General features: G+C 57.1%; 17 protein-coding genes. 8 read left to right on the forward strand and 9 right to left on the reverse strand.

The genetic code is table 11. From position 1 onward, the window contains the following. The first annotated feature begins 40 nt into the window (after positions 1-40). Both rsmD and ACMGEE_RS17135 read left to right on the forward strand, forming a co-directional pair. On the forward strand, positions 41-646 hold the full coding sequence (gene rsmD, locus ACMGEE_RS17130; RefSeq protein ID WP_436830380.1) for a 16S rRNA (guanine(966)-N(2))-methyltransferase: 606 nt from the start codon (positions 41-43) through the stop codon (positions 644-646). Continuing rightward, complete coding sequence (locus ACMGEE_RS17135) at positions 636-905, forward strand: DUF1145 family protein (protein ID WP_253457478.1); 270 nt, start codon at positions 636-638, stop codon at positions 903-905. Before rsmD ends, ACMGEE_RS17135 begins: the two co-directional genes overlap by 11 nt. Positions 906-934: 29 nt before the next feature. Here ACMGEE_RS17135 and ACMGEE_RS17140 read toward each other — a convergent pair whose 3' ends face one another. After that, the gene (locus ACMGEE_RS17140) at positions 935-1285 is read right to left on the reverse strand and encodes a DUF2500 domain-containing protein (protein WP_253457475.1); all 351 of its coding nucleotides are present in this window, start codon (positions 1283-1285) and stop codon (positions 935-937) included. A 132-nt stretch (positions 1286-1417) separates the two neighbouring features. On the opposite strand from ACMGEE_RS17140, the gene ACMGEE_RS17145 reads away from it, so the two are divergent. Beyond that, positions 1418-2044, forward strand: coding sequence for a lysoplasmalogenase (locus ACMGEE_RS17145; protein WP_253457472.1), 627 nt, complete (start codon positions 1418-1420; stop codon positions 2042-2044). An 84-nt stretch (positions 2045-2128) separates the two neighbouring features. Then, positions 2129-4351 (forward strand): zinc/cadmium/mercury/lead-transporting ATPase, encoded by a 2223-nt coding sequence (locus tag ACMGEE_RS17150; protein ID WP_370734954.1) that lies wholly within the window; start codon positions 2129-2131, stop codon positions 4349-4351. 40 nt (positions 4352-4391) lie between these two features. Here the strand turns inward: ACMGEE_RS17150 and tusA are convergent, their stop codons facing one another. Then, the gene (gene tusA, locus ACMGEE_RS17155) at positions 4392-4637 is read right to left on the reverse strand and encodes a sulfurtransferase TusA (RefSeq protein WP_253457466.1); all 246 of its coding nucleotides are present in this window, start codon (positions 4635-4637) and stop codon (positions 4392-4394) included. 195 nt (positions 4638-4832) lie between these two features. On the opposite strand from tusA, the gene ACMGEE_RS17160 reads away from it, so the two are divergent. Together ACMGEE_RS17160 and ACMGEE_RS17165 are read left to right on the forward strand one after the other, a co-directional pair. After that, complete coding sequence (locus ACMGEE_RS17160) at positions 4833-5498, forward strand: 7-cyano-7-deazaguanine/7-aminomethyl-7-deazaguanine transporter (protein ID WP_253457463.1); 666 nt, start codon at positions 4833-4835, stop codon at positions 5496-5498. A 133-nt stretch (positions 5499-5631) separates the two neighbouring features. Then, positions 5632-6189, forward strand: coding sequence for a DcrB family lipoprotein (locus ACMGEE_RS17165; RefSeq protein WP_125289947.1), 558 nt, complete (start codon positions 5632-5634; stop codon positions 6187-6189). Positions 6190-6392: 203 nt separating this feature from the next. Here the strand turns inward: ACMGEE_RS17165 and iolE are convergent, their stop codons facing one another. The 4 genes from iolE to iolD form a co-directional block, all read right to left on the reverse strand. Beyond that, positions 6393-7289, reverse strand: a complete 897-nt coding sequence (iolE, locus tag ACMGEE_RS17170) for a myo-inosose-2 dehydratase (RefSeq protein WP_253457460.1) — start codon at positions 7287-7289, stop codon at positions 6393-6395. 88 nt (positions 7290-7377) lie between these two features. Next, positions 7378-8259, reverse strand: a complete 882-nt coding sequence (locus ACMGEE_RS17175; protein ID WP_253457457.1) for a sugar phosphate isomerase/epimerase family protein — start codon at positions 8257-8259, stop codon at positions 7378-7380. A 60-nt stretch (positions 8260-8319) separates the two neighbouring features. Continuing rightward, positions 8320-9333 (reverse strand): bifunctional inositol 2-dehydrogenase/D-chiro-inositol 1-dehydrogenase, encoded by a 1014-nt coding sequence (gene iolG, locus ACMGEE_RS17180; RefSeq protein WP_253457454.1) that lies wholly within the window; start codon positions 9331-9333, stop codon positions 8320-8322. Positions 9334-9412: 79 nt separating this feature from the next. Further along, on the reverse strand, positions 9413-11353 hold the full coding sequence (gene iolD, locus ACMGEE_RS17185) for a 3D-(3,5/4)-trihydroxycyclohexane-1,2-dione acylhydrolase (decyclizing) (protein WP_301730929.1): 1941 nt from the start codon (positions 11351-11353) through the stop codon (positions 9413-9415). Between the two features lie 528 nt (positions 11354-11881). On the opposite strand from iolD, the gene ACMGEE_RS17190 reads away from it, so the two are divergent. Both ACMGEE_RS17190 and ACMGEE_RS17195 read left to right on the forward strand, forming a co-directional pair. Continuing rightward, complete coding sequence (locus tag ACMGEE_RS17190; RefSeq protein ID WP_436830381.1) at positions 11882-13801, forward strand: bifunctional 5-dehydro-2-deoxygluconokinase/5-dehydro-2-deoxyphosphogluconate aldolase; 1920 nt, start codon at positions 11882-11884, stop codon at positions 13799-13801. Between the two features lie 265 nt (positions 13802-14066). Further along, a complete protein-coding gene (locus ACMGEE_RS17195) occupies positions 14067-14906 on the forward strand; it encodes a MurR/RpiR family transcriptional regulator (RefSeq protein ID WP_253457446.1) in 840 nt (279 codons plus the stop codon). Between the two features lie 271 nt (positions 14907-15177). Here the strand turns inward: ACMGEE_RS17195 and fdhF are convergent, their stop codons facing one another. Genes fdhF through ACMGEE_RS17210 form a run of 3 tightly spaced genes read right to left on the reverse strand, consistent with a single transcriptional unit; the run spans position 15178 to position 19788 of the window. Then, positions 15178-17328 carry a formate dehydrogenase subunit alpha gene (gene fdhF / locus ACMGEE_RS17200; RefSeq protein WP_253457443.1) on the reverse strand — a complete coding sequence of 717 codons (2151 nt, stop codon included), beginning with the start codon at positions 17326-17328 and terminating at the stop codon, positions 15178-15180. After that, complete coding sequence (locus ACMGEE_RS17205; RefSeq protein WP_394149787.1) at positions 17321-17848, reverse strand: 4Fe-4S dicluster domain-containing protein; 528 nt, start codon at positions 17846-17848, stop codon at positions 17321-17323. The genes fdhF and ACMGEE_RS17205 overlap by 8 nt, the downstream gene beginning before the upstream one ends. Next, on the reverse strand, positions 17845-19788 hold the full coding sequence (locus ACMGEE_RS17210) for an FAD-dependent oxidoreductase (protein WP_253457437.1): 1944 nt from the start codon (positions 19786-19788) through the stop codon (positions 17845-17847). The genes ACMGEE_RS17205 and ACMGEE_RS17210 overlap by 4 nt, the downstream gene beginning before the upstream one ends. Positions 19789-20073: the final 285 nt, after the last annotated feature.

Here is a 20073-nt window from a genome sequence, read left to right on the forward strand (position 1 = left end):
CCCGTTAAACTGTGCAACAAATTATGAAGAGTTAAGTCAGATGAATAAAAAACCTCGCGGCGGCAGCGCCGGACAGATCCGCATCATTGGCGGCCAGTGGCGCGGCAGAAAGCTGCCGGTGCCCGACAGTGCCGGACTGCGCCCTACCACCGATCGCGTGCGTGAGACGCTGTTTAACTGGCTGGCGCCCGATATTCAGGGCGCGCGTTGTCTGGACTGCTTTGCCGGCAGCGGCGCGCTGGGGCTGGAAGCGCTGTCGCGCCATGCGGCCTCGGCTACGCTGCTGGAGCTGGAGCGCCCGGTCGCGCAGCAGCTGGAGAAAAACCTGGCCACGCTGGGCGCGGCAAACGGCCGCGTGATTAATACCAATACGCTACAGTTTCTGGCGAAGCCTGGCGAACCTCACCAGCTGGCCTTTATCGATCCGCCGTTCCGCAAAGGGCTGCTGGAAGAAACGCTGACGCTGCTGGAAAGCCAGGGCTGGCTGGCGGAAGAAGCCTTAATCTATGTAGAAAGCGAAGTGGAAAGCGGCGTGCCGCCCGTGCCGGTAAACTGGCAGCTGTACCGCGAGAAGGTCGCCGGACAGGTTGCCTGTCGTCTTTATGTTCGTCGTTCCCCTGAGAAGAGAGAAAGCCATGCTGATTAATCTGGGCAGAGCGCTGATGGTATGCGTATGGGCCTTTTTGCTGCTCAACCTGATCCATCCTTACCCCGCGCCGCTAAAATATTTTATTAACGTCGCGCTGTTCTTTATGGTGATTATGCACGGCTTACAGCTGGTGCTGATGCGCGCCACGCAGGCTAAAGAGGCGCCAAAACTGAGCGGCGCGCTTCAGGCTAAGATCTTCTTTTTTGGCGTGTTTGAACTGCTGGCCTGGCAGAAAAAGCAGTTTCCCAAACAGTAGGCGGCCGGGTCGTCTTTCCGGCCATGCCGTCAGCGCGGCCGGAAGGCGATAAATCGCGTGCCCTGTACCTGTAGTTCGCCCTTTTCTCCCCGTGCCAGCTGGTGATAGTCGCTGGCTTTCAGTACCAGCTTAAAATCTCCCGCGCCGTTCAGCGGATGGAACCACGCTTCGTATCGCATTGTTTCGACCGGAATATTTTCACGCTGGCGCGAGCGTAGGGCAGAGGTGGAGACTTCCCGTTTGTCTTTGATTTCGACCGGCAGGCTGCGTACGGGCGAAGCATCGTTGACCGCCACTTCCTGTCGCTGTTTGATAAATTGCCGGGTTGCCAGCACGGCGATAATGGCCAGCGTAATAAAAAAAATCAGGGGTGGCTTCACGACTTTTCCTCTTTTTTGCAGCGTAAACAGAAAGAATACAACCAGAGACCTCTCATTGTCACATCGTTGGCCCCTGTCCTAAACTAAAACCAGAACTGTGGAATTTAGCATCTAAAAACAAAGGGACACATTATGATCTGGTCGTTTCTGGCAGTGCTTTTTTCCGGCTGGCTGTACGTTGACGCTACTTACCGTGGCCCGCAATGGCAGCGCTGGGTCTTTAAACCGGTCACGCTTTTACTGCTGCTCGCCTGGGCCTGGCAAGCGCCAGCGTTAAGCGCCACGGATTATCTCATTCTGTTTGGTCTGCTGGCGACGCTGGTCGGCGATGCGCTGATGCTGCTGCCCGAACGGCGGATGCTCTACGCTATCGGCGCATTTTTCCTCTCGCATCTGCTTTATACCATCTGCTTCGCCAGCCATATGACGCTGACGTTCTTCTGGCCGATCCCATTGACCGTATTGGTTATCGGCGCGCTGCTGATTGCGGCTATCTGGACAAAGCTGGAGGATCTGCGCTGGCCGGTTTGCACCTTTATCGGCATGACGCTGCTGATGGTCTGGCTGACCACCGAGCAATACGTTTTCCGGCCGACGGACTACGGTTTCTCATTAATGGTCGGAACGTCGCTGCTGCTGCTCGCCAATATCGTTTGGCTGGTTAGCCACTATCGTCGCCGCTTTGCCGCCGACAGTGCCATCACGGCCGCCTGTTATTTCGCGGGTCACTTTATGATCGTCCGCTCGCTCTATCTCTGATTTATGCCTTGACTCTGGAGTCAGCTCCAGAGTGTAAGATAAGCCTGGCGGGGAAGCAGCCCGTCAGGCTTATCTGGAGGCGTCATGCAACAACACCCATCTTCTCCCTGCCTTTGCGGGCAGCGCCACGCGGCCGGTCAGCAAGGTTGCAGCAGGCCGCGTCCCGAACTGGGGAAAATCACCTCTTTTCACATCCAGTGCGCCACCGCCAGCGATCCGCTGCCTGAGAAAGAAGAAAGCATCGGCGCGGACTACAGCTGGCAAATCGGCGGCATGGACTGTCCGGGCTGCGCCAGGAAAATCGAAAACGCTGTAGGCCAGCTGCAAGGCGTCACTCAGGCTCGCGTCCTGTTCGCTACGGAAAAGCTGGTGGTAAGCGCCGATAAAGATGTGCAGCAGCAGGTTGAGCAGGCGGTTGCCAGAGCCGGGTTTACCCTGCGCTCTGCCACGCAGCCAGCGGCAAAGTCAGCCGGGTTCTGGCGGGAAAACGGCATGCTGCTGCTGCTCGGCGGGCTTCTGCTCGCCAGCTGGCTGCTACAGACGATCGATCCGCAGGCCGGGAAAGTCGCGTTTATCGTCACCACGCTGGCGGGCTGCTGGCCCGTTGCCCGTACCGCCCTGCGCCTGATGCGCAGCGGGACGCCTTTTGCCATTGAAACGTTAATGACCGTAGCCGCGCTTGGCGCGCTTTTTATCGGTGCGACCGCAGAGGCGGCCATGGTGCTGCTGCTGTTTATGCTTGGGGAACGTCTGGAGGCTTTTGCCGCAGGGCGCGCGCGCCGTGGCGTAACGGCGCTGATGGCGTTAAAACCCGAGCAGGCGTTGCGCATCCGGAACGAGGTGCGTGAAACCGTGGCCGTGAGCGCGCTACGGCCTGGCGATCTTATTGAGGTTGCCGCAGGCGGGCGCCTGCCTGCCGACGCCAGCCTGGTCACATCCTTCGCCAGCTTTGATGAAAGCGCGCTGACTGGCGAATCCATGCCGGTAGAGCGGCAGGCAGGCGAAGCCGTGGCGGCAGGCAGCCTGAGCGTCGATAGCCTGGTGAGGCTGAAAGTCACGTCAAAACCTGGCCAGAGCGCTATCGACCGTATCCTGCATTTGATTGAAGAAGCAGACGCTAACCGCGCGCCGGTCGAACGTTTTCTCGATCGGTTCAGCCGCATTTACACGCCGCTGGTGATGGCTGTCGCGCTGCTGGTGGCAACCGTGCCGCCGCTGTTCTTTGCCGGCGACTGGCCGTCATGGATTTATAAAGGGCTGACTTTGCTGCTGATCGGCTGCCCCTGCGCGCTGGTGATCTCTACGCCAGCGGCGATCACCTCCGGCCTGGCCGCTGCGGCCCGCCATGGCGTACTGATTAAGGGCGGCGCGGCGCTGGAAAGCCTCAACGGCGTGCGCACGCTGGCGTTCGACAAAACCGGCACGCTGACCGAAGGCAAACCCCGTATTGAGAGCATTCAGGCCTTTGCTGCCCTCAGCGAAGCGGAACTGCTGACTAAAGCCGCTGCCGTTGAGCAGGGTTCTTCTCATCCGCTGGCCAGGGCGATTGTGCGGCTGGCAGAGCAGCGCCAGCTTGTTATACCTGCCGCTACGGCGCAGCGGGCGGTGGCAGGAAGCGGTATAGAAGCAACAGTGAGCGGTCACAAACTTTTAATCTGCGCGCCCGCTGGACTAAGGCTGACAGCAGAACAGCTGAAGATTGTGGCGGAGCTGGAGTCGGCGGGAAATACGGTGGTCATTATCGTACAGGATGCTATGCCGATCGGACTTATCGCACTGCGCGATACGCTACGTGCGGACGCTGTTGCCGCGCTGAGCGAACTTCATGCTTTAAACATAGAAACGGTCATGCTGACCGGCGACAACCCGCGCGCGGCGGCCGCTATCGCCAACGAGCTTGCCATCAGCTATCGCGCGGGCCTGCTGCCTGCGGACAAAGTAGCGGCCATTCATGAGCTAAACCAACGGCGCGCCGTAGCGATGGTCGGCGACGGCATCAACGATGCGCCTGCAATGAAAGCGGCAACGGTGGGCATTGCGATGGGCGGCGGCAGCGACGTCGCGCTGGAAACCGCCGACGCGGCGCTGACGCATAACCGGCTGGCGGGCCTGGCGACGATGATCCGCCTGGCACGCGCCACCCATGCCAATATCCGGCAGAATATTGCGCTGGCGCTCGGGCTGAAGGGGGTATTTCTGGTCACCACGCTGCTGGGCATTACCGGGCTGTGGCTGGCCGTGCTGGCGGACTCCGGCGCCACCGCGTTGGTCACGGCGAACGCGCTACGATTGCTGAGTAAGCGCTAACTTTACAACCTGCCCGTGGTGATACGGGCAGGACGCGGCGCTACAACCCCTTTTTTAACAGATAGCGATAGGGTAATTCCTCGGTTGCCTGTGCCAGCAGCGTATGTTCCATAAAGCGGCAGAAACCGGGGATATCGCGCGTGGTGGCCGGATCGTCGGCGATAACCAGCAGCGTTTCGCCCTCCTGCATATGGCGTACGGCTTTACGCACCATCATCACCGGCTCAGGACAGCGCAGGCCCAAAGCATCCAGGGTTTGGTCGGGATTTGCGAACGGTTCGCTCATAACATTCTCAATCAGACAGGAAATGCCCCTATTTTACCCCCGACGTCGGTATGTGCAAGCCAGGCTCTGAACGACAACGTTTGCGCTAAAATTAACCATTGCATTAGCAGGCTGATTCGGTAAGATGCCGCGCAATCGCTCAGGCGAGACAATTTTTTGGGTTCCCTCACCCCATAGTTAAAAAAGGCTACATCGATGATCTCTTTCTCTTCTCGTCAGCGTACACATGCGCTGATCTGGCTATCGCTGTTCCATCTGCTGGTTATTACCTCCAGTAATTATCTGGTGCAGCTGCCCATTTCGATTTTTGGTTTCCATACCACCTGGGGCGCGTTCAGCTTTCCCTTTATCTTTCTGGCTACCGATTTAACGGTACGAATTTTCGGCGCGCCGCTGGCCCGACGAATTATTCTTGCGGTGATGATCCCGGCGCTGTTTATCTCCTATAGCATTTCTGCGCTGTTCTATCAGGGCGAATGGCAGGGACTGGGCGCGTTGGCAAGCGTTAACCTGTTTGTTGCTCGTATCGCCTGCGCCAGCTTTATGGCCTATGCGCTGGGACAAATCCTCGACGTGCACGTTTTTAACCGCTTGCGCAAGCTGCCGCAATGGTGGGTAGCCCCCGCCTCCGCTATGTTCCTGGGCAATATCAGCGACACGCTGGCGTTCTTTTTTATCGCTTTCTACAAAAGCCCCGATCCGTTTATGGCACAGAACTGGGTGGAAATTGCGCTGGTGGACTACAGCTTTAAGGTGCTTATCTGCATGATTTTCTTCCTGCCGGCCTATGGCGTGCTGTTAAACGCCACGCTGAAGCGGATAACGGAAAAATCCTCTGGCGCTCAGGTCAACTTCGGCTAGTCTGTCACTCTGTGGCGTCGCGCCCGGCCATGCATTTTGGCGGGCAGCGCGCCACGGCAGGTTGCTTTTAGCCGCTGATTACTATTGTATAAGTTGCTGAACAGCGCGAACGACTAACGTAAAAGGGATCACGATGCGTAACTTACTGAAATATGCCGGTATCGGTTTACTGGTGGTCGGACTGGCCGCCTGCGACGGCAAAGATGATAAAGCCGCCGCCGATGATAACGGCGTCAGCAGCAGCCAAAGCAGCCAGACCGTTACCCTGATGGACGGCAAGCTCAGCTTCTCGCTGCCGGCAGGCATGTCCGATCAAAGTGGAAAAATGGGCACGCAGGCCAATAATATGCACGTGTACGCCGATGCCAGCGGCCAGAAAGCGATTATCGTGATTGCGGGCGACGCCACGAATGAAAGCCTGGACGTGCTGGCGAAGCGCCTGGAAGATCAGCAGCGTAACCGCGATGCGCAGCTGCAGGTAGTGACCAATAAATCTGTCGAGCTGAAAGGCCAGCCAGCACAGCAGCTGGATTCGGTGATTTCGGCCAAGGGCCAGTCTTCCTGGTCGTCAGTGCTGCTGGCGAAAGTTGACGGCAAACTGCTGACCCTGCAGATTACGCTGCCTGCGGACAATCAGCAGCAGTCGCAGACCGAAGCAGAGAATATTATCAACACGGTAGTGCTGAAATAATTTCCCTTTAAAAAAATAGCGCCCGGCGGAAATATCGGGCGCTATTTTTATTTACGCGGCGGTTTTGCAACAGCCTTTTCCCGACCGCGCCGTTTACTAAGTCCTGTTGCCGTTGTGATGGGAAACGCATGCCTGACCATCACTTTCCCGGCTTACTCCTTACTGGCTAACATTTCCCTGTGGGCAATGCCTGACAGATCGGCTTACAGACCTGCGTGTTCGCGAATATATTTTCGGGCCTTAACGGCATATTCGAACGGATTCGCCAGCGCCGGATCCTGCTCCGCCTCCACCACCATCCAGCCTTTGTAACCCGACTCGTCCAGGATTTTAAACACCGGATCAAAATCAATCACGCCATCGCCGGGAACGGTAAAGGTACCTTTTTTTACGCCGTCCAGGAAAGAGAGCCGCTGGCTTCTGACCTGTGCCACCACCTCATCACGCACGTCCTTCAGATGTACGTGATTGATTCGCGGCAGATATTTTTCCAGAATGGCCAGCATTTGCGCCTGGCTGCCTTCCGAGTAGTAGGCATGGCCGGTATCGAACAACAGATAAACGTTGTCTTGGGTCAACGACATAAATTTGTCGATCTCTGCCGCAGTCTGAATGGCCGTCCCCATATGATGGTGCAAACAAACCTGCATGCCTTTTTCCGCCGCCAGCGCGGCCAGCTCGTTATAGCCCTCCGCCGTCAGCCGCCACTCCTCTTCGGTAAAATGCGGCTTCTCTTCCAGCACCGCCAGCGTGGTGCCCTGAATGCTTTTGCTCTGCTCGGAGCAGCCGATCACTTTAGCGCCCATCGCGTGAAGAAAGTCGCGATGGTTGATAAATTCATCAATGGTTTTTGCCCTGTCGCCATTGGCGAAAAAGGTGCTGAACCAGGCGTTGCAGATTTGAATACCGCGAATGTTCAGCATCGGTTTCAGCACCGCCGGATCGCGCGGATATTTACTGCCGACCTCACTGCCGGTGAAGCCAGCCAGCGCCATTTCGCTGACGATTTGCTGGAAAGTGTTTTCTGCACCCAGCTCAGGCATATCGTCATTGGTCCAGCCAATCGGGGCTATCGCCAGCTTTACGTTCTCTTTGTTCATGGTGGTGCCTCAGCGGTCTGTCATTAAGATGGCGCGGCGCGCCTGCCTGGGCTTTCCGCGCGTAGGATCGGCCTGTTGCGCCTGAAGGTTAGCGAAGCAGTTCGCGCTCGATCAGCTCACGGGTTTCCACGGCCTGATATTTCATTTTTTCCGGATAGCCAAACAGCGAGGCGGCAACTATCGACTCGCCGCCGACTTTATGAGTGCGGTTGGCAAAATCCATCTCGCGCAGGGTTTTAAACAGCGTATCGAAATCCACTTCGCCCTCACCCACGCCCACGTGCTGATGGATGGTGGCATCCACGCCTGGCGGATTGACGATATAGCGGCAGTGTTTGGTGTGGTTCATGGTATCGGCGATGAGCACGTGTGAAAGGTCGCCGCCCGCATATTCCAGCATGCTTTTTACGTCGCCTTTGCCTTTGTCGTAGAAGAAGGTATGCGGCACGCTATAAAGATATTTGACGTTTTCGCTGCGGAACGACTTCACCAGATCGGCAGTTTCGTTGTTTTCTTCGCAGAAATCCCAGGGGTGTGACTGAATTTCAATGCGAATACCTTCCCGCTCGACGATGGGCAGCAGCTCCTCCATAGAGCGGTAAAACATCTCTTCGCAGATCTCCGGTTCGTTCGGCGTGCCGGAAAGCTCGGTATTGATAACCTGCACGCCAGTTTCCACCGCGATTTCAATCATACGCTTCCAGTTGCGCACGGCCGCCTGGCGACGTGCCTCATCCGGGCCTGACCAACGGTAGACCACGATATAGGAAGAGATTTCCAGCCCGGTTTCACGCAGCGCGTTTTTGTATTCGGTGATGATTTCCCGGCTGGCCCTGGGATGTTTGTAGAACGGATTAATCTGCGGATGCGGCGACTGCTCAATATATTTGTAGCCCCACTCCGCCACCTGGTGAACCATTTTGGTGATGCCCAAATCTTTAATGACGTCTACATCAAAGGCGATTTTCATCGGTTTCTCCCTGCTAATCATTTGACAACCCCTCTGCCTGCGCAGAGGAGTCGGTCGGCATTATTTGTTGTAAAACGCCGGACGCGGCGGCAGCTCAACGCTTTCAATCGCCCCGCTTTCCTGCGCCTTCAGGCAGGCATCTGCCGCTACGGAAGCCGCATAGCCATCCCATGCGGAAGGGCCGTGCAGTTGGCCAGCCGTGACGTCATTGATAAACGCCTGTAGCTCAACGTCATAGGCATCGATAAAGCGATCCTTCCAGTCGGTCAGAATGGAAGTGGACAGCTTCGCCTCTTTACGCAGCTGGACAGAGGCTGGCTCCGGCAGTCTGGCGATCCCGGTTTCGCCCACGACCTCACACTGGATGTCGTAGCCATAGGCGCAGTTAACGAAGATTTCGACGTCGATGCGCACGCCTTTTTGCGTTTCAAACAGCACGATTTGCGGATCGCGCAGCTTCGCATGCGTATTTTTGGTATCGCGCGGGAAAACCACCTGAACCGTTTTATAGTCGTCCTCGGTCAGCCAGCGCAGCACGTCCAGCTCGTGGATCAGCGTGCTGGTGATCGCCATATCGGTGGTATAGCTTTCTGGTACGCTTGGGTTGCGATGGGCGCAGTGCAGCATCAGCGGCTCGCCGATATCGCCGTTGGTGATAACCTGCTTTAACGCGCGATAGCCGGTATCGTAAGGACGCATAAAGCCCACCTGCACCAGACGCTTGCCGTGGGCAATTTCAGCCTCCACCACGCGGCGGCAGCCTTCAGCCGTCAGCGCCAGCGGCTTTTCACAAAATACCGGTTTGCCCGCCGCGATGGCCGCGAGCGTAAATTCTTCATGCGTGGGATCCCAGGAGGTGACGATTAGCGCGTCAACGTCAGAGGAGCGAATAACATCGTGGCCGTTGGCATAGACTTCCGCCTCCAGACCCAGACGGCTAACCACGCCTTTAGCGCCTTCGATATTAATATCGGAGACGGCCACCACTTTCGCGCCCTGCAACACTTTGCTGCAGCGACGAATATGTTCCTGACCGATTGCGCCGGTGCCGATTACGCCAAGTTTCAGTGTCATAACTACTCCGTTCGAATGTAGGGTATAGGGGAGTCTTCCGGACGGGAAAACCCGTCCGGTTCAGGCCACAGAGAATGAATTAGTATTTACGTGCCTGGTCGAGATGCTCGTTCAGCATGTGGGCCACGGCGTTAATGCGTTCGGACTGCGATACCTGCGCGCCGCCCACGTGCCACCAGCTGAAATATTTGTGCACCATGGTTTTTGGCAGCACTTTAATGTCAATCAGCGTGGATACCGGCGACTGACGCGCTTCTTCCAACGCCTGCTTCAGCTGCGCCAGCGTGGTGACGCGCCATGTTTTACAGCCGTAGCCAGCGGCGATGGCGGCGAAATCTACCGGGATCAGGCCGCCGTCCAGCTTGCCGCCTTCGGCATTGCGGAAGCGGAACTCGGTGGTAAAGCTGTCCATGCCGTGTTCCATTTGCAGGTTGTTGATGCAGCCGTTAGTCATGTTGTCGAACAGCACCACGTTGATTTTGGCGTTCTCCTGGAGAGAGGTCACCAGCTCGGAGTGCAGCATCATAAAGGAGCCGTCGCCGACCAGCGTGTAGACCTCGCGGTGCGGCTCGGCCAGCTTGACCCCGAGCGAAGCGTTGACCTCGTAGCCCATACAGGAATAGCCGTACTCAACGTGATAGCCGTTGTAATCCTTATTGCGCCACACGCGTTGCAGATCGCCCGGCAGGCTACCGGCCGCGGCGACGATCACCGCATCCTTTGGGAGATTTTCATTTAGCGTACCCAGCACGCTGCTTTGCGTCAGGAACGAATCGGTCAGCCGGTTGAATTCGGCAAAAACGGCCTCGCGATCCAGACGATCGTCAATCTCCGGCACAAAACCCTCGTTGCTGTAAACCGCCTGATAAACGCGCTGCGTTTCCTTCAATAATTTGCTCTGTGCCTGAGCAATTTTCTCTCCCCAGCCGCTGGTGAAGCCCTGAGCGGCCAGCCGGTTATCCAGTGCGGTAAGCGCCTCGCGCGCATCGGCCACCACCTGTACGCCGTCCAGCTTCCAGGCATCAAAGCTGCTGACGTTAACGTTGAGATAGCTGACGTCCGGGTTCTGGAAGATCCATTTTGAAGCGGTGGTGAAATCGGTGTAACGCGTGCCGACGCCAATCACCAGATCGGTCTCCTTCGCCAGCAGGTTGGCCGCCAGGCAGCCGGTTTCACCCACGCCGCCGACGTTCAGCGGATGATCGGAAAGGATCGTGCCCTTACCGGCCTGCGTTTCCGCAAACGGGATTTGATGACGCTCGGCAAACTGGCGGAGCGCCTCGCCCGCTTCGGAATATTTCACGCCGCCGCCGCAGACAATCAGCGGCTTGCGTTTGCCGGCGATCAGCTTCAGCGCGGCCGCCAGCTGGGCTTCGGTCGGCAGACGGCGATCGAGCAGGTGCACGCGCTTCTGGAAGAAATAGTCGGGATAATCCCAGGCTTCGCCCTGCACGTCCTGCGGCAGCGAAAGGGTAACGGCGCCGGTTTCTGCCGGATCGGTCAGCACGCGCATGGCGTTGATGCAGGCGGTCATCAGCTGTTCCGGGCGGTTTATCCGATCCCAGTATTTGCTGACCGCGCGAAACGCATCGTTGGTGCTGATGCTAAGATCGTGACTCTGTTCAATCTGTTGCAGCACCGGATCGGGCTGGCGGGTAGCAAACACATCGCCAGGCAGCAGCAGTAAAGGAATACGGTTAGCGGAAGCGGTGCCCGCAGCGGTGATCATATTGGCCGCGCCAGGCCCCACGGAAGAGGTGCAGGCGATGATCTCCCGCCGCAGCTTCTGCTTGGCGTAGCCGATAGCAGCGTGCGCCATGCCCTGTTCGTTACGCCCCTGACGCACGATCAGATCGCCGCTGTCCTGCTCCAGCGCCTGCCCCAGCCCCAGCACGTTGCCGTGGCCGAAAATAGCAAAAATGCCCTTCACAAACTTGGTTTCGACGCCATCTACCGACAGATACTGATTGTCGAGAAATCTGACTAAAGCCTGTGCCGTGGTTAATCTGATCTTGCCCATTTGCTCTTCCTTACGGTACGGCGACAGACCGTCGGTCTGCCGCGTTTCGCCCGAGTAATCGCCACTGCGGTAATGGCCGAAAATGAAACGTGAGGCGATTATAAACAAATATTTTTTTCACTAAACCACATTACAGAAGAAACATTTCATTTTGCGAGTGAGATCAAATTATGCCCTGCAACGCACATCGCTGGAATGCCTGGCCCGGCAGCAGCAGCATGGCCTGATGCCAGCAACAAAAATGCGGATTATTTCTTTATATATCAAATAAATAATTAATATAAATACACATTTTTTAACCTGTCTGTTGCCTGGCTGAAACCATGAAAAGAGTGCCGTGACAGCGCCATATCGCCGCAAAATGCGAGAGTTTTAGCCACTTCACATTTTTGGGGTATAAATTTCATTCTTGGTTGAAGTTGAAATATTTATTCCCCATACTGATTTTCACTTCATATCCGGACGCCGCTATGCGTTCAGGAGGATGCGCTGACACAGCGCGGCTGGCCTATCACAGAAGGAAACAGAATGAGTACACAACAGAAGCGGCTTGATGTGATCTGTATCGGGCGCATTGCCGTTGACCTCTATGGTCAGCAGATTGGTGCCCGGCTGGAAGATATGAGCACATTTTCCAAATATCTGGGCGGGTCGTCCGGCAATGTCGCTTACGGTACGGCCATTCAAGGGCTGAAATCCGGTATGTTGGCCCGCGTGGGCGATGAGCATATGGGCCGCTTTCTGCGGGAAGAGCTGCAGCGCGTAGGTGCGGATACCGAATGCCTGATCACGGATAAAACCCGCCTGACAGGCCTGGTGATCCTCGGGATCAAAGATCAGGATACTTTCCCGCTGGTGTTCTATCGGGATAACTGCGCTGATATGGGCCTGACGCCTGAAGATATTCAGGAAGATTACATCGCCTCTTCCCGCGCCGTGGCGGTGACCGGCACGCATCTGTCTCATCCTGATACCCGCGCTGCCGTGCTGAAGGCGTTGGACATCGCTCGTCGCCACGGTCTGCGCACCGCGCTGGACATTGATTATCGTCCGGTTCTGTGGGGGCTGACCTCGCTCGGTGACGGTGAAACCCGCTTTATCGAATCCAGCCACGTGACGCAGCAGCTGCAGGAAGTGCTGCATTATTTCGATCTGGTGGTCGGCACCGAAGAGGAGTTTCATATCGCCGGCGGCAGTACCGATACGCTGACCGCGTTGAAAAACGTCCGTCAGGCAACTAAAGCGACGCTGGTTTGCAAACGAGGAGCGCTGGGCTGCGTGGTGCTGGAGGGCGAAATCCCGACAAGCTGGGAGCAGACGAAACTGCAAAGCGGCGTGCGCGTGGAAGTGTTGAACGTGCTGGGCGCGGGCGATGCTTTTATGGCCGGCCTGCTGCGCGGCTGGCTGAACGATGAGAGCTGGGAACAGGCGTGCCGCTACGCCAACGCCTGCGGCGCGCTGGTGGTTTCGCGTCACGGCTGCGCGCCGGCGATGCCGACCAAAGCCGAGCTGGATGACTTCCTGAGCCGCGATAAAGAAGTTAAGCGGCCCGACCTGGACAGCCGCCTGAATCACCTGCATCGCGTTACCACGCGTAAACAGCAGTGGCCGGAGCTGTGCGTGTTCGCTTTTGACCATCGTAAACAGCTGGTAGATATGGCGAACGAGGCGGGCGTGGACACGACCCGCCTGCCGGAGCTGAAAACGCTATTGCTGCGCGCGGCGCAGGAAGCCGCCACGGAAGCCGGGCTGGATCGCCGTAGCGGCATTCTGGCCGATACCACCTTCGGGCAATCCACGCTGAATGCGATTACCGGCAAAGGCTGGTGGATCGGTCGTCCGATTGAGATGCCAGGCTCAAGGCCGCTGCGTCTGGAGCATGGCAATATCGGTTCGCAGCTGGTGGACTGGCCGCAGGAGCATGTGGTGAAGTGCCTGGTTTTCTATCATCCGCACGACAGCGCCGAGCTGCGTAAAGAGCAGGACGAGCTCATCCTTGACGTCTGGCAAGGCTGTAATAAGACCGGCCATGAACTGCTGCTGGAAGTGATCCTGCCGGAAAATAATCCGGATAAACAAGAGTCTTACTATCTGGAGATGCTGAGCCACTTCTATTCGCTAGGCATCCAGCCGGACTGGTGGAAACTGCCGCCGCTGAGCCTGGAAAGCTGGCAGGCCATCAGCGGGCTGATTGAGCAGCAGGATCCCTGGTGTCGCGGCATTTTGATCCTGGGACTGGATGCGCCGGAAGAGAAGCTGAAGGCGGGATTCGCCGCGGCGGCGCAGGCTCCCTGGGTAAAAGGTTTTGCGGTAGGCCGCACTATTTTTGGCCAGCCTTCACGCCAGTGGCTGCAAGGTGAACTTAATGACGAAGCCCTGATCGCTGAGGTAAAAGGGAATTATCTGCGCCTGATCGACTACTGGCGGGAAGTCCGTCCTGCAACCTGACCTTCCGTGCCTGTACCGCCCGCCAGCTGCATTTTCCGTCCGCTGGCGGTGCGGTTAATTTCACCTGTTTTTTGACTTCCTCCCGGTTTACGTTTTTAAAAAAGGCGAACGTCGGCAAAGCCGCAGCGATCGTGTTTTTTTCTGTGATGGAATTCATATAGCGATGAAATAGAACCGCTGAATTTCGTTAGCAAGTGAAATTTTTTGTTCATCTGATAGAATAACCGCCAGAAGAATATGACTAAAATTTAGCGAGCCTGAGTCAATGACTATTACCCCAACACAGCTTTCCCTGTTACAGGACGATATTCGTCGTCGCTACGATACCCTGAGTAAGCGCCTTAAACAGGTGGCTCGCTATATCCTCGACAACAGCAACAGTATCGCTTTTGACACCGTAGCCTCGATCGCCCAGCAGGCCGACGTGCCGCCTTCTACGCTAATTCGCTTCTCCAACGCATTTGGCTTCAGCGGCTTTAACGAAATGAAGCAGGTGTTTCGTCAGCATCTGATGGAAGAAACCGTTAACTATACCGAGCGCGCGCGTTTGTTCCGCCAGACCTCGACGGATGAAACGGCCACGCCGCCGGAAAACCCGGCTGAAATTCTCAACGTCTTTACCATGGTCAATTCTCAGGCTTTGCAGCAGCTGGCGATGCAGACCAACCCGGAACAGCTGAATAAAGCCGTAGAGCTGCTGGCGCAGGCGGAAAATATCTATGTGATTGGCCTGCGTCGTTCGTTCAGCGTCGCTTCCTATCTGACCTATGCGCTGCGCCATCTGGAACGTCGCGCTTTTTTAATCGACGGCCTGGGGGGGATGTTTACCGAGCAGCTCAGCATGGTGAACCCTAAAGACGTGGTGATCGCTATCAGCTATTCGCCCTATGCGCGTGAAGCCGTCGAGCTGGTTGAGCTGGGTGCTAAACGCGGCGCGCAGCAGATTGCCATTACCGACAGCCAGGTCAGCCCGCTGGCCGCCTTCAGCGACGTCTGCTTTGTGGTGCGTGAAGCCCAGGTTGACGGCTTCCGTTCACAGGTTGCTTCGCTGTGCCTTGCGCAGACGCTGGCCGTTTCTCTGGCGCTGCACAACGTCAAGGACTGATCGGCCGCCTGATGGCGTTAGTGTAAAACCAGGCAGCGGCTGCCCGGGAGTTTAAAGCCGCTGACCCGAGGGTCATAAACCGCCAGGCCTGAAGGTTAGACACAGCCAGACCCGAAGGTCGCAAACCGCCAGGCCTGAAGGTTAGACACAGCCAGACCCGAAGGTCGCAAACCGCCAGACCTGAAGGTTAGAAATAGCCAGTTTTGCGAGTTAAAAGCCGCGGATCCGAGGTTGTAAACCGCCAGAACCGAGGGTTGCAAACCGCCAGGCCTTACGTCAGCGGCGCCGCCGCTTTCGCCAGGCGATCCTTCATTTGTCGATAGCGCTCCGTAACCTGCTGTTCCGCCCACTGCGCATCGGCGATTTTCTCTACCCTGACAGCGCAGTGTTTAAACTCCGGCGTTTTCGCTACCGGATCGACATGATCGAGGGTCAGCTCATTACAGGCACCTATCCACCACTGATAGGTCATATAGACCGCGCCCTGATTTGTTCTGTCGCTGACTTCAGCTCTGCTAAGCACCCTGCCGCGCCGCGAAGCTACCCATACCAGTTCGCCGTTATGAATATTCAGTGCACGCGCGTCTGCCGTATTCATCTGGATCCTGCCGGGTTCATCGGCCTGAGCCGCCAGGGCGTGGCAGTTGCCGGTCATCGAGCGGCAGCTGTAGTGGCCCACTTCACGCACCGTACAGAGCACCAGCGGCCAGGCTTCATCGGTTGCTTCGGCGGGCGGCTGCCAGTCGCAGGCAAACAGCAGCCCTTTACCGGAAGGACGCGAAAAGCGGTTTCCTTCATAGAGGTAAGGCGTGCCGGGATGTGCTTCATCAGGACAGGGCCACTGCACGTAGCCGAACCCGGCCATTTTCTCCCAGGTGGCGCCGGTGTACAGCGGGCAAAGCGCGCGCAATTCATCCCAGATCGCTTTATTGTTTTCGTAGCGCATGGGATACCCCATCGCCTGCGCCACGCGGCAGATAATTTCCCAGTCCGGCAGGACGTCGCCCTGCGGCTCTACAGCTTTTTCAAAGCGCTGGAACCCTCGATCGGCACTGGTATAAACGCCCTCATGCTCGCCCCAGCTGGTGGCGGGCAACAGGACATCCGCCAGCTCTGCCGTTTTGGTCATAAAAATATCCTGCACCACGATCAGATCCAGCTTTGCCATCGCCTGACGCATCAGGGCGAGATCCGGTTCGGTTTGCAGCGGATCTTCGCCCATAATCCAGTAGGCACGCAGCTTGCCCTCCAGCGCTAAATGGGGAACATCGGTAATGGCGTATCCGGGTTTATCACTGAGCGAGTCAACGCCCCAGGCGGCGGCAAATTTTTCGCGTACCGCCTTATCCGTTACGGGCTGATAGCCGGGGAAAACATCTGGCAGAGCGCCCATATCGCAGGCACCCTGCACGTTATTTTGCCCTCTGACCGGCCCCACGCCGACGCCCGGCCGTCCGAAATTGCCGGTAGCCAGCGCCAGGCTGGCCAATCCTTTCACCACATCCACGCCCTGCCCCCACTGGGTCACGCCCATTCCCCATAAAATAGTGGCGTTGCGGGCGCTGGCATAAAGGCGAGCAGCCTGGCGAATAAGCTCCGGCTTGAGTCCTGTGATGGCTTCCACCGCTTCCGGCGAATAGCGCTGGACGCCTTCCCGCCACGCTTCCAGCCCTTCCGTATGCTTATCGATATAGCTTTTGTCCCACAGTTTTTCAGCGATCAGCACGTGAGCAAGCGCGTTCACCAGCGCCATATTGCTGCCGTTTTTTAGCGGTAGCCACAGATCGGCCAGCCGGGCGCTTTCGATATAGCGCGGATCGCAGACGATAATTTTGGCCCCTTTCTCTTTGGCATGCAGAATGCGTCTGGCCACGATCGGATGAGAATCCGCAGCGTTATAACCAAAGATAAGCAGGCAATCGCTTTCTTCAATATCCTTCATGCCGTTGCTCATCGCCCCATTGCCCAGCGTCGCCCGCAGGCCGGCGACGGAAGGGCCGTGGCACACCCTGGCGCAGCAGTCGATGTTATTGCTTCCCAATACGGCGCGCGCAAACTTCTGCATAACATAGTTGGTTTCGTTTCCCGGCCCGCGTGAAGATCCGGTAACCATAATGCTTTCAGGCCCTGAACGAGCGCGAATTTTTTGCAGCCGCCTGCTGACAAAATCGATAGCTTCCTGCCAGCTGACTTTTTCAAAAGGCCCGCCTCGTTTACGACGAATGGCAGGATGCTGCAAGCGCGGCGTCAGCAGGCGGGTATTATTCAAAAACTCCCAGCCGAAGTAGCCCTTCAGGCAAAGCTTTCCCTCATTGGTTACGCCAGGCGCGCCTTCCGCGCCAACGACTTTCCCGTCTGCAATCTGCAACGCAATTTTGCAGCCGCAGCCGCAGTAGGGACAAACAACAATCGCTTTATCCATGTGTCTCCACCTCCTGTAAATAAGGGCCGTTCAGCTGGCTTTCTGCTGCGGCTCGCTGCTGCTTTTGCTGCTGTCGCTGTGTCAGTCCGGCGGCGGTCATCAAAGTCAACGCGCCGGTTGGGCACACGTGGATGCAGGCAGGCCCATCGGATTGATCCGCGCAAAGATCGCATTTCACTATCAGCGGCTTTTCTTCAGGCTTGCTGACGATTTCAATGGCGCCAAACGGGCAGGCGATAACGCAGCTTTTGCAGTCAATACAGCTGTGACGGCGGGTTGCTATCATACCCAGCTCGCCCTTATACAGCGCCGCAACAGGGCACGCAGAGACGCAGGGCGCGTTATTACACTGATGGCACATAACGGGTACGCTAACCTGCGACGATTTAATAACCTTCAGGCGAGGGAAATAGCGCTGCGCAGCCAGTAACGGCGTGCCCGTATGCGCCACGGCGCAGGCAACCTCACAGGTATGGCAGCCGATACATTTTTCAGGCTGGGCGACGATAAACTGGCTCATAAGGCCCGCTCCTTTCTTTCTGCGCGGGTCATTTCCGCGCTCTGTTCAAACATCGCCAGCATCTCTCGCGCGCTGCGACGCCCTTCCGCCATAGCCGTTACCACCAAATCGGCACCGTGCACGGCGTCCCCGGCGGCAAACACTTTTGGATGATGCGTTTGCGTTGTGCGGCCCGCCTGGCCTGTTTTAATCAGCCCCCAACGATCGAAACGAATCGCCTGTCCCGCCAGCCAGGGCATCTCGTGCGCCTGAAAGCCAAAGGCCAGGATCAGCGCGTCGGCAGCCAGCACGAATTCAGATCCTTTGACCGGCTGCGGTCGTCGACGCCCGTCGCTGCCTGGCTCACCGGCAACGGTGCGGATCATCCCTATGCCGCTCAGGCGACCGCCCTTATCCAGCCCGATATATTGCGGCAGCAGGTTAAACATAAATTCCACGCCTTCTTCGCGCGCGTTGGCGACCTCTTTTTTAGAGCCAGGCATACTCTCTTCATCGCGTCGATAGGCGCAAATTACCTGTTTCGCCTGCTGCCGGATGGCGGTACGCACGCAGTCCATCGCCGTATCGCCGCCGCCCAGTACTACGACTTTTTTTCCCTTCAGCGAGACATAAGGCTGCTGTTCATCCTCTGCCAGCCCCATGACCCGTCGCGTATTAGCGGTCAGATAGGGCAGCGCCTGAATAACGCCGGGCGCATCCTCATGCTCAAGGCCCGCCTGCATCAATTTATAGGTGCCCACGCCCAAAAAGACGGCGTCGTAATCCGCCAGCAGACGAGAGAAAGGAAGGTCGCGGCCAATTTCGCAGCTAAGGTGAAACTTAATTCCCATTTCGCTGAAAATAGCGCGGCGGGTTGCCATCAGCTGTTTATCCAGCTTGAAAGAGGGGATCCCAAAGGTCAGCATCCCGCCGATTTCGGGATGGCGATCGTAGACATCCACCTGAACGCCGCTGCGCGCAAGGATATCGGCACAGCCCAGCCCGGCAGGCCCGGCGCCCACCACCGCTACCTTTTCACGCCGGGCCTCAATCGCTGGCGGCGTCGGGCGCCAGCCCTGCCTGAACGCTTCATCAGTGATGTAACGCTCGAGGTTACCTATCGAAACCGCGCCCGACCGACCGCTGAGCGTACATGCGCCTTCGCAGAGCCGATCCTGTGGACAGACGCGCCCGCAAATTTCCGGCAGGCTGCTGGTCTGGTGCGACAGCTCTGCCGCATCGATAATTCGCCCCTCCTGCACCAGGCGGATAAAATCGGGAATGGCGTTGTGCAGCGGGCAGGCCCAGCCGCACCACGCTTTTTGCGCGCAATAAAGGCAGCGCTCGGCCTCATAGCCCGCCTGCGACGGCGAGAGGCCCTGATAAATCTCGCAGAAATGCCTGGCGCGCTCCGTGGGTTTAAGCTTGCGGGCGCCAATGCGCGGCAGCTTATCCAGCGCCTTTGCGGCGCGTCCGGCTACTGGCCGCAGCGCTTTATCGTCAGCGGTGGCGTACTGACGGTATTGCCGAAGCCGCGTCAATGTATTTTCATCCATCACCTGCAGCGCCTGGGTCGGGCAGGAAGCCACGCAAGCGGGCTTGCCCTGCTCGGTTTGCTCACAGAGATCGCACTTACTCATTACGTCTTCAGAAGCAGCCGGTTCAATCGCACCAAACGGGCAGGCCAGCAGACAATTTTTGCAGCCTATGCACTTTTCCTCATGCAGCCGCACGCTGTTGTATTGAAAAACAAGCGCCTGAGTTGGGCAACTGGCGACGCAGGGCGCTTTGTTGCACTGACGACAGGTAACGGGGCCGCAGCCTTTGACAAGATGAATGCGCGGCCGAAACTGCCCACGATGGGCTGGCCATTCGCCATCGCCGTGCGCTAGTGCGCAGGCCACTTCACAAACATGACAATCGATACACTCGCTGGGATTAACAGTGACAAACCGGTTCATTTTTACTCCTTTTTATGCCGCACAGATCCCTTTCGTCGGGTTATGCAAAAAAAGGGCACATTTGCGGAAAAAAGCCATTCAGAACTGATTTTTGTGAGGCATTACGCAGTTGCTGACGAGAACGTCGGTTTGACAGAGGGATGTCGCCGCTATGGCAGATGTAAACAGGAGAATTACCGTCTCATTTTGAGAAAAAAACCTCAAAGTGAAACGACTCCAGCGACACACAAGCGAGCAGCGGACTTGTTTTAAATCAGTTTCTTCGAGATGCCTCACAGCCCTGTC

This window comes from Erwinia artemisiae (assembly GCF_051400835.1).
Lineage (GTDB): Bacteria > Pseudomonadota > Gammaproteobacteria > Enterobacterales > Enterobacteriaceae > Erwinia > Erwinia aeris.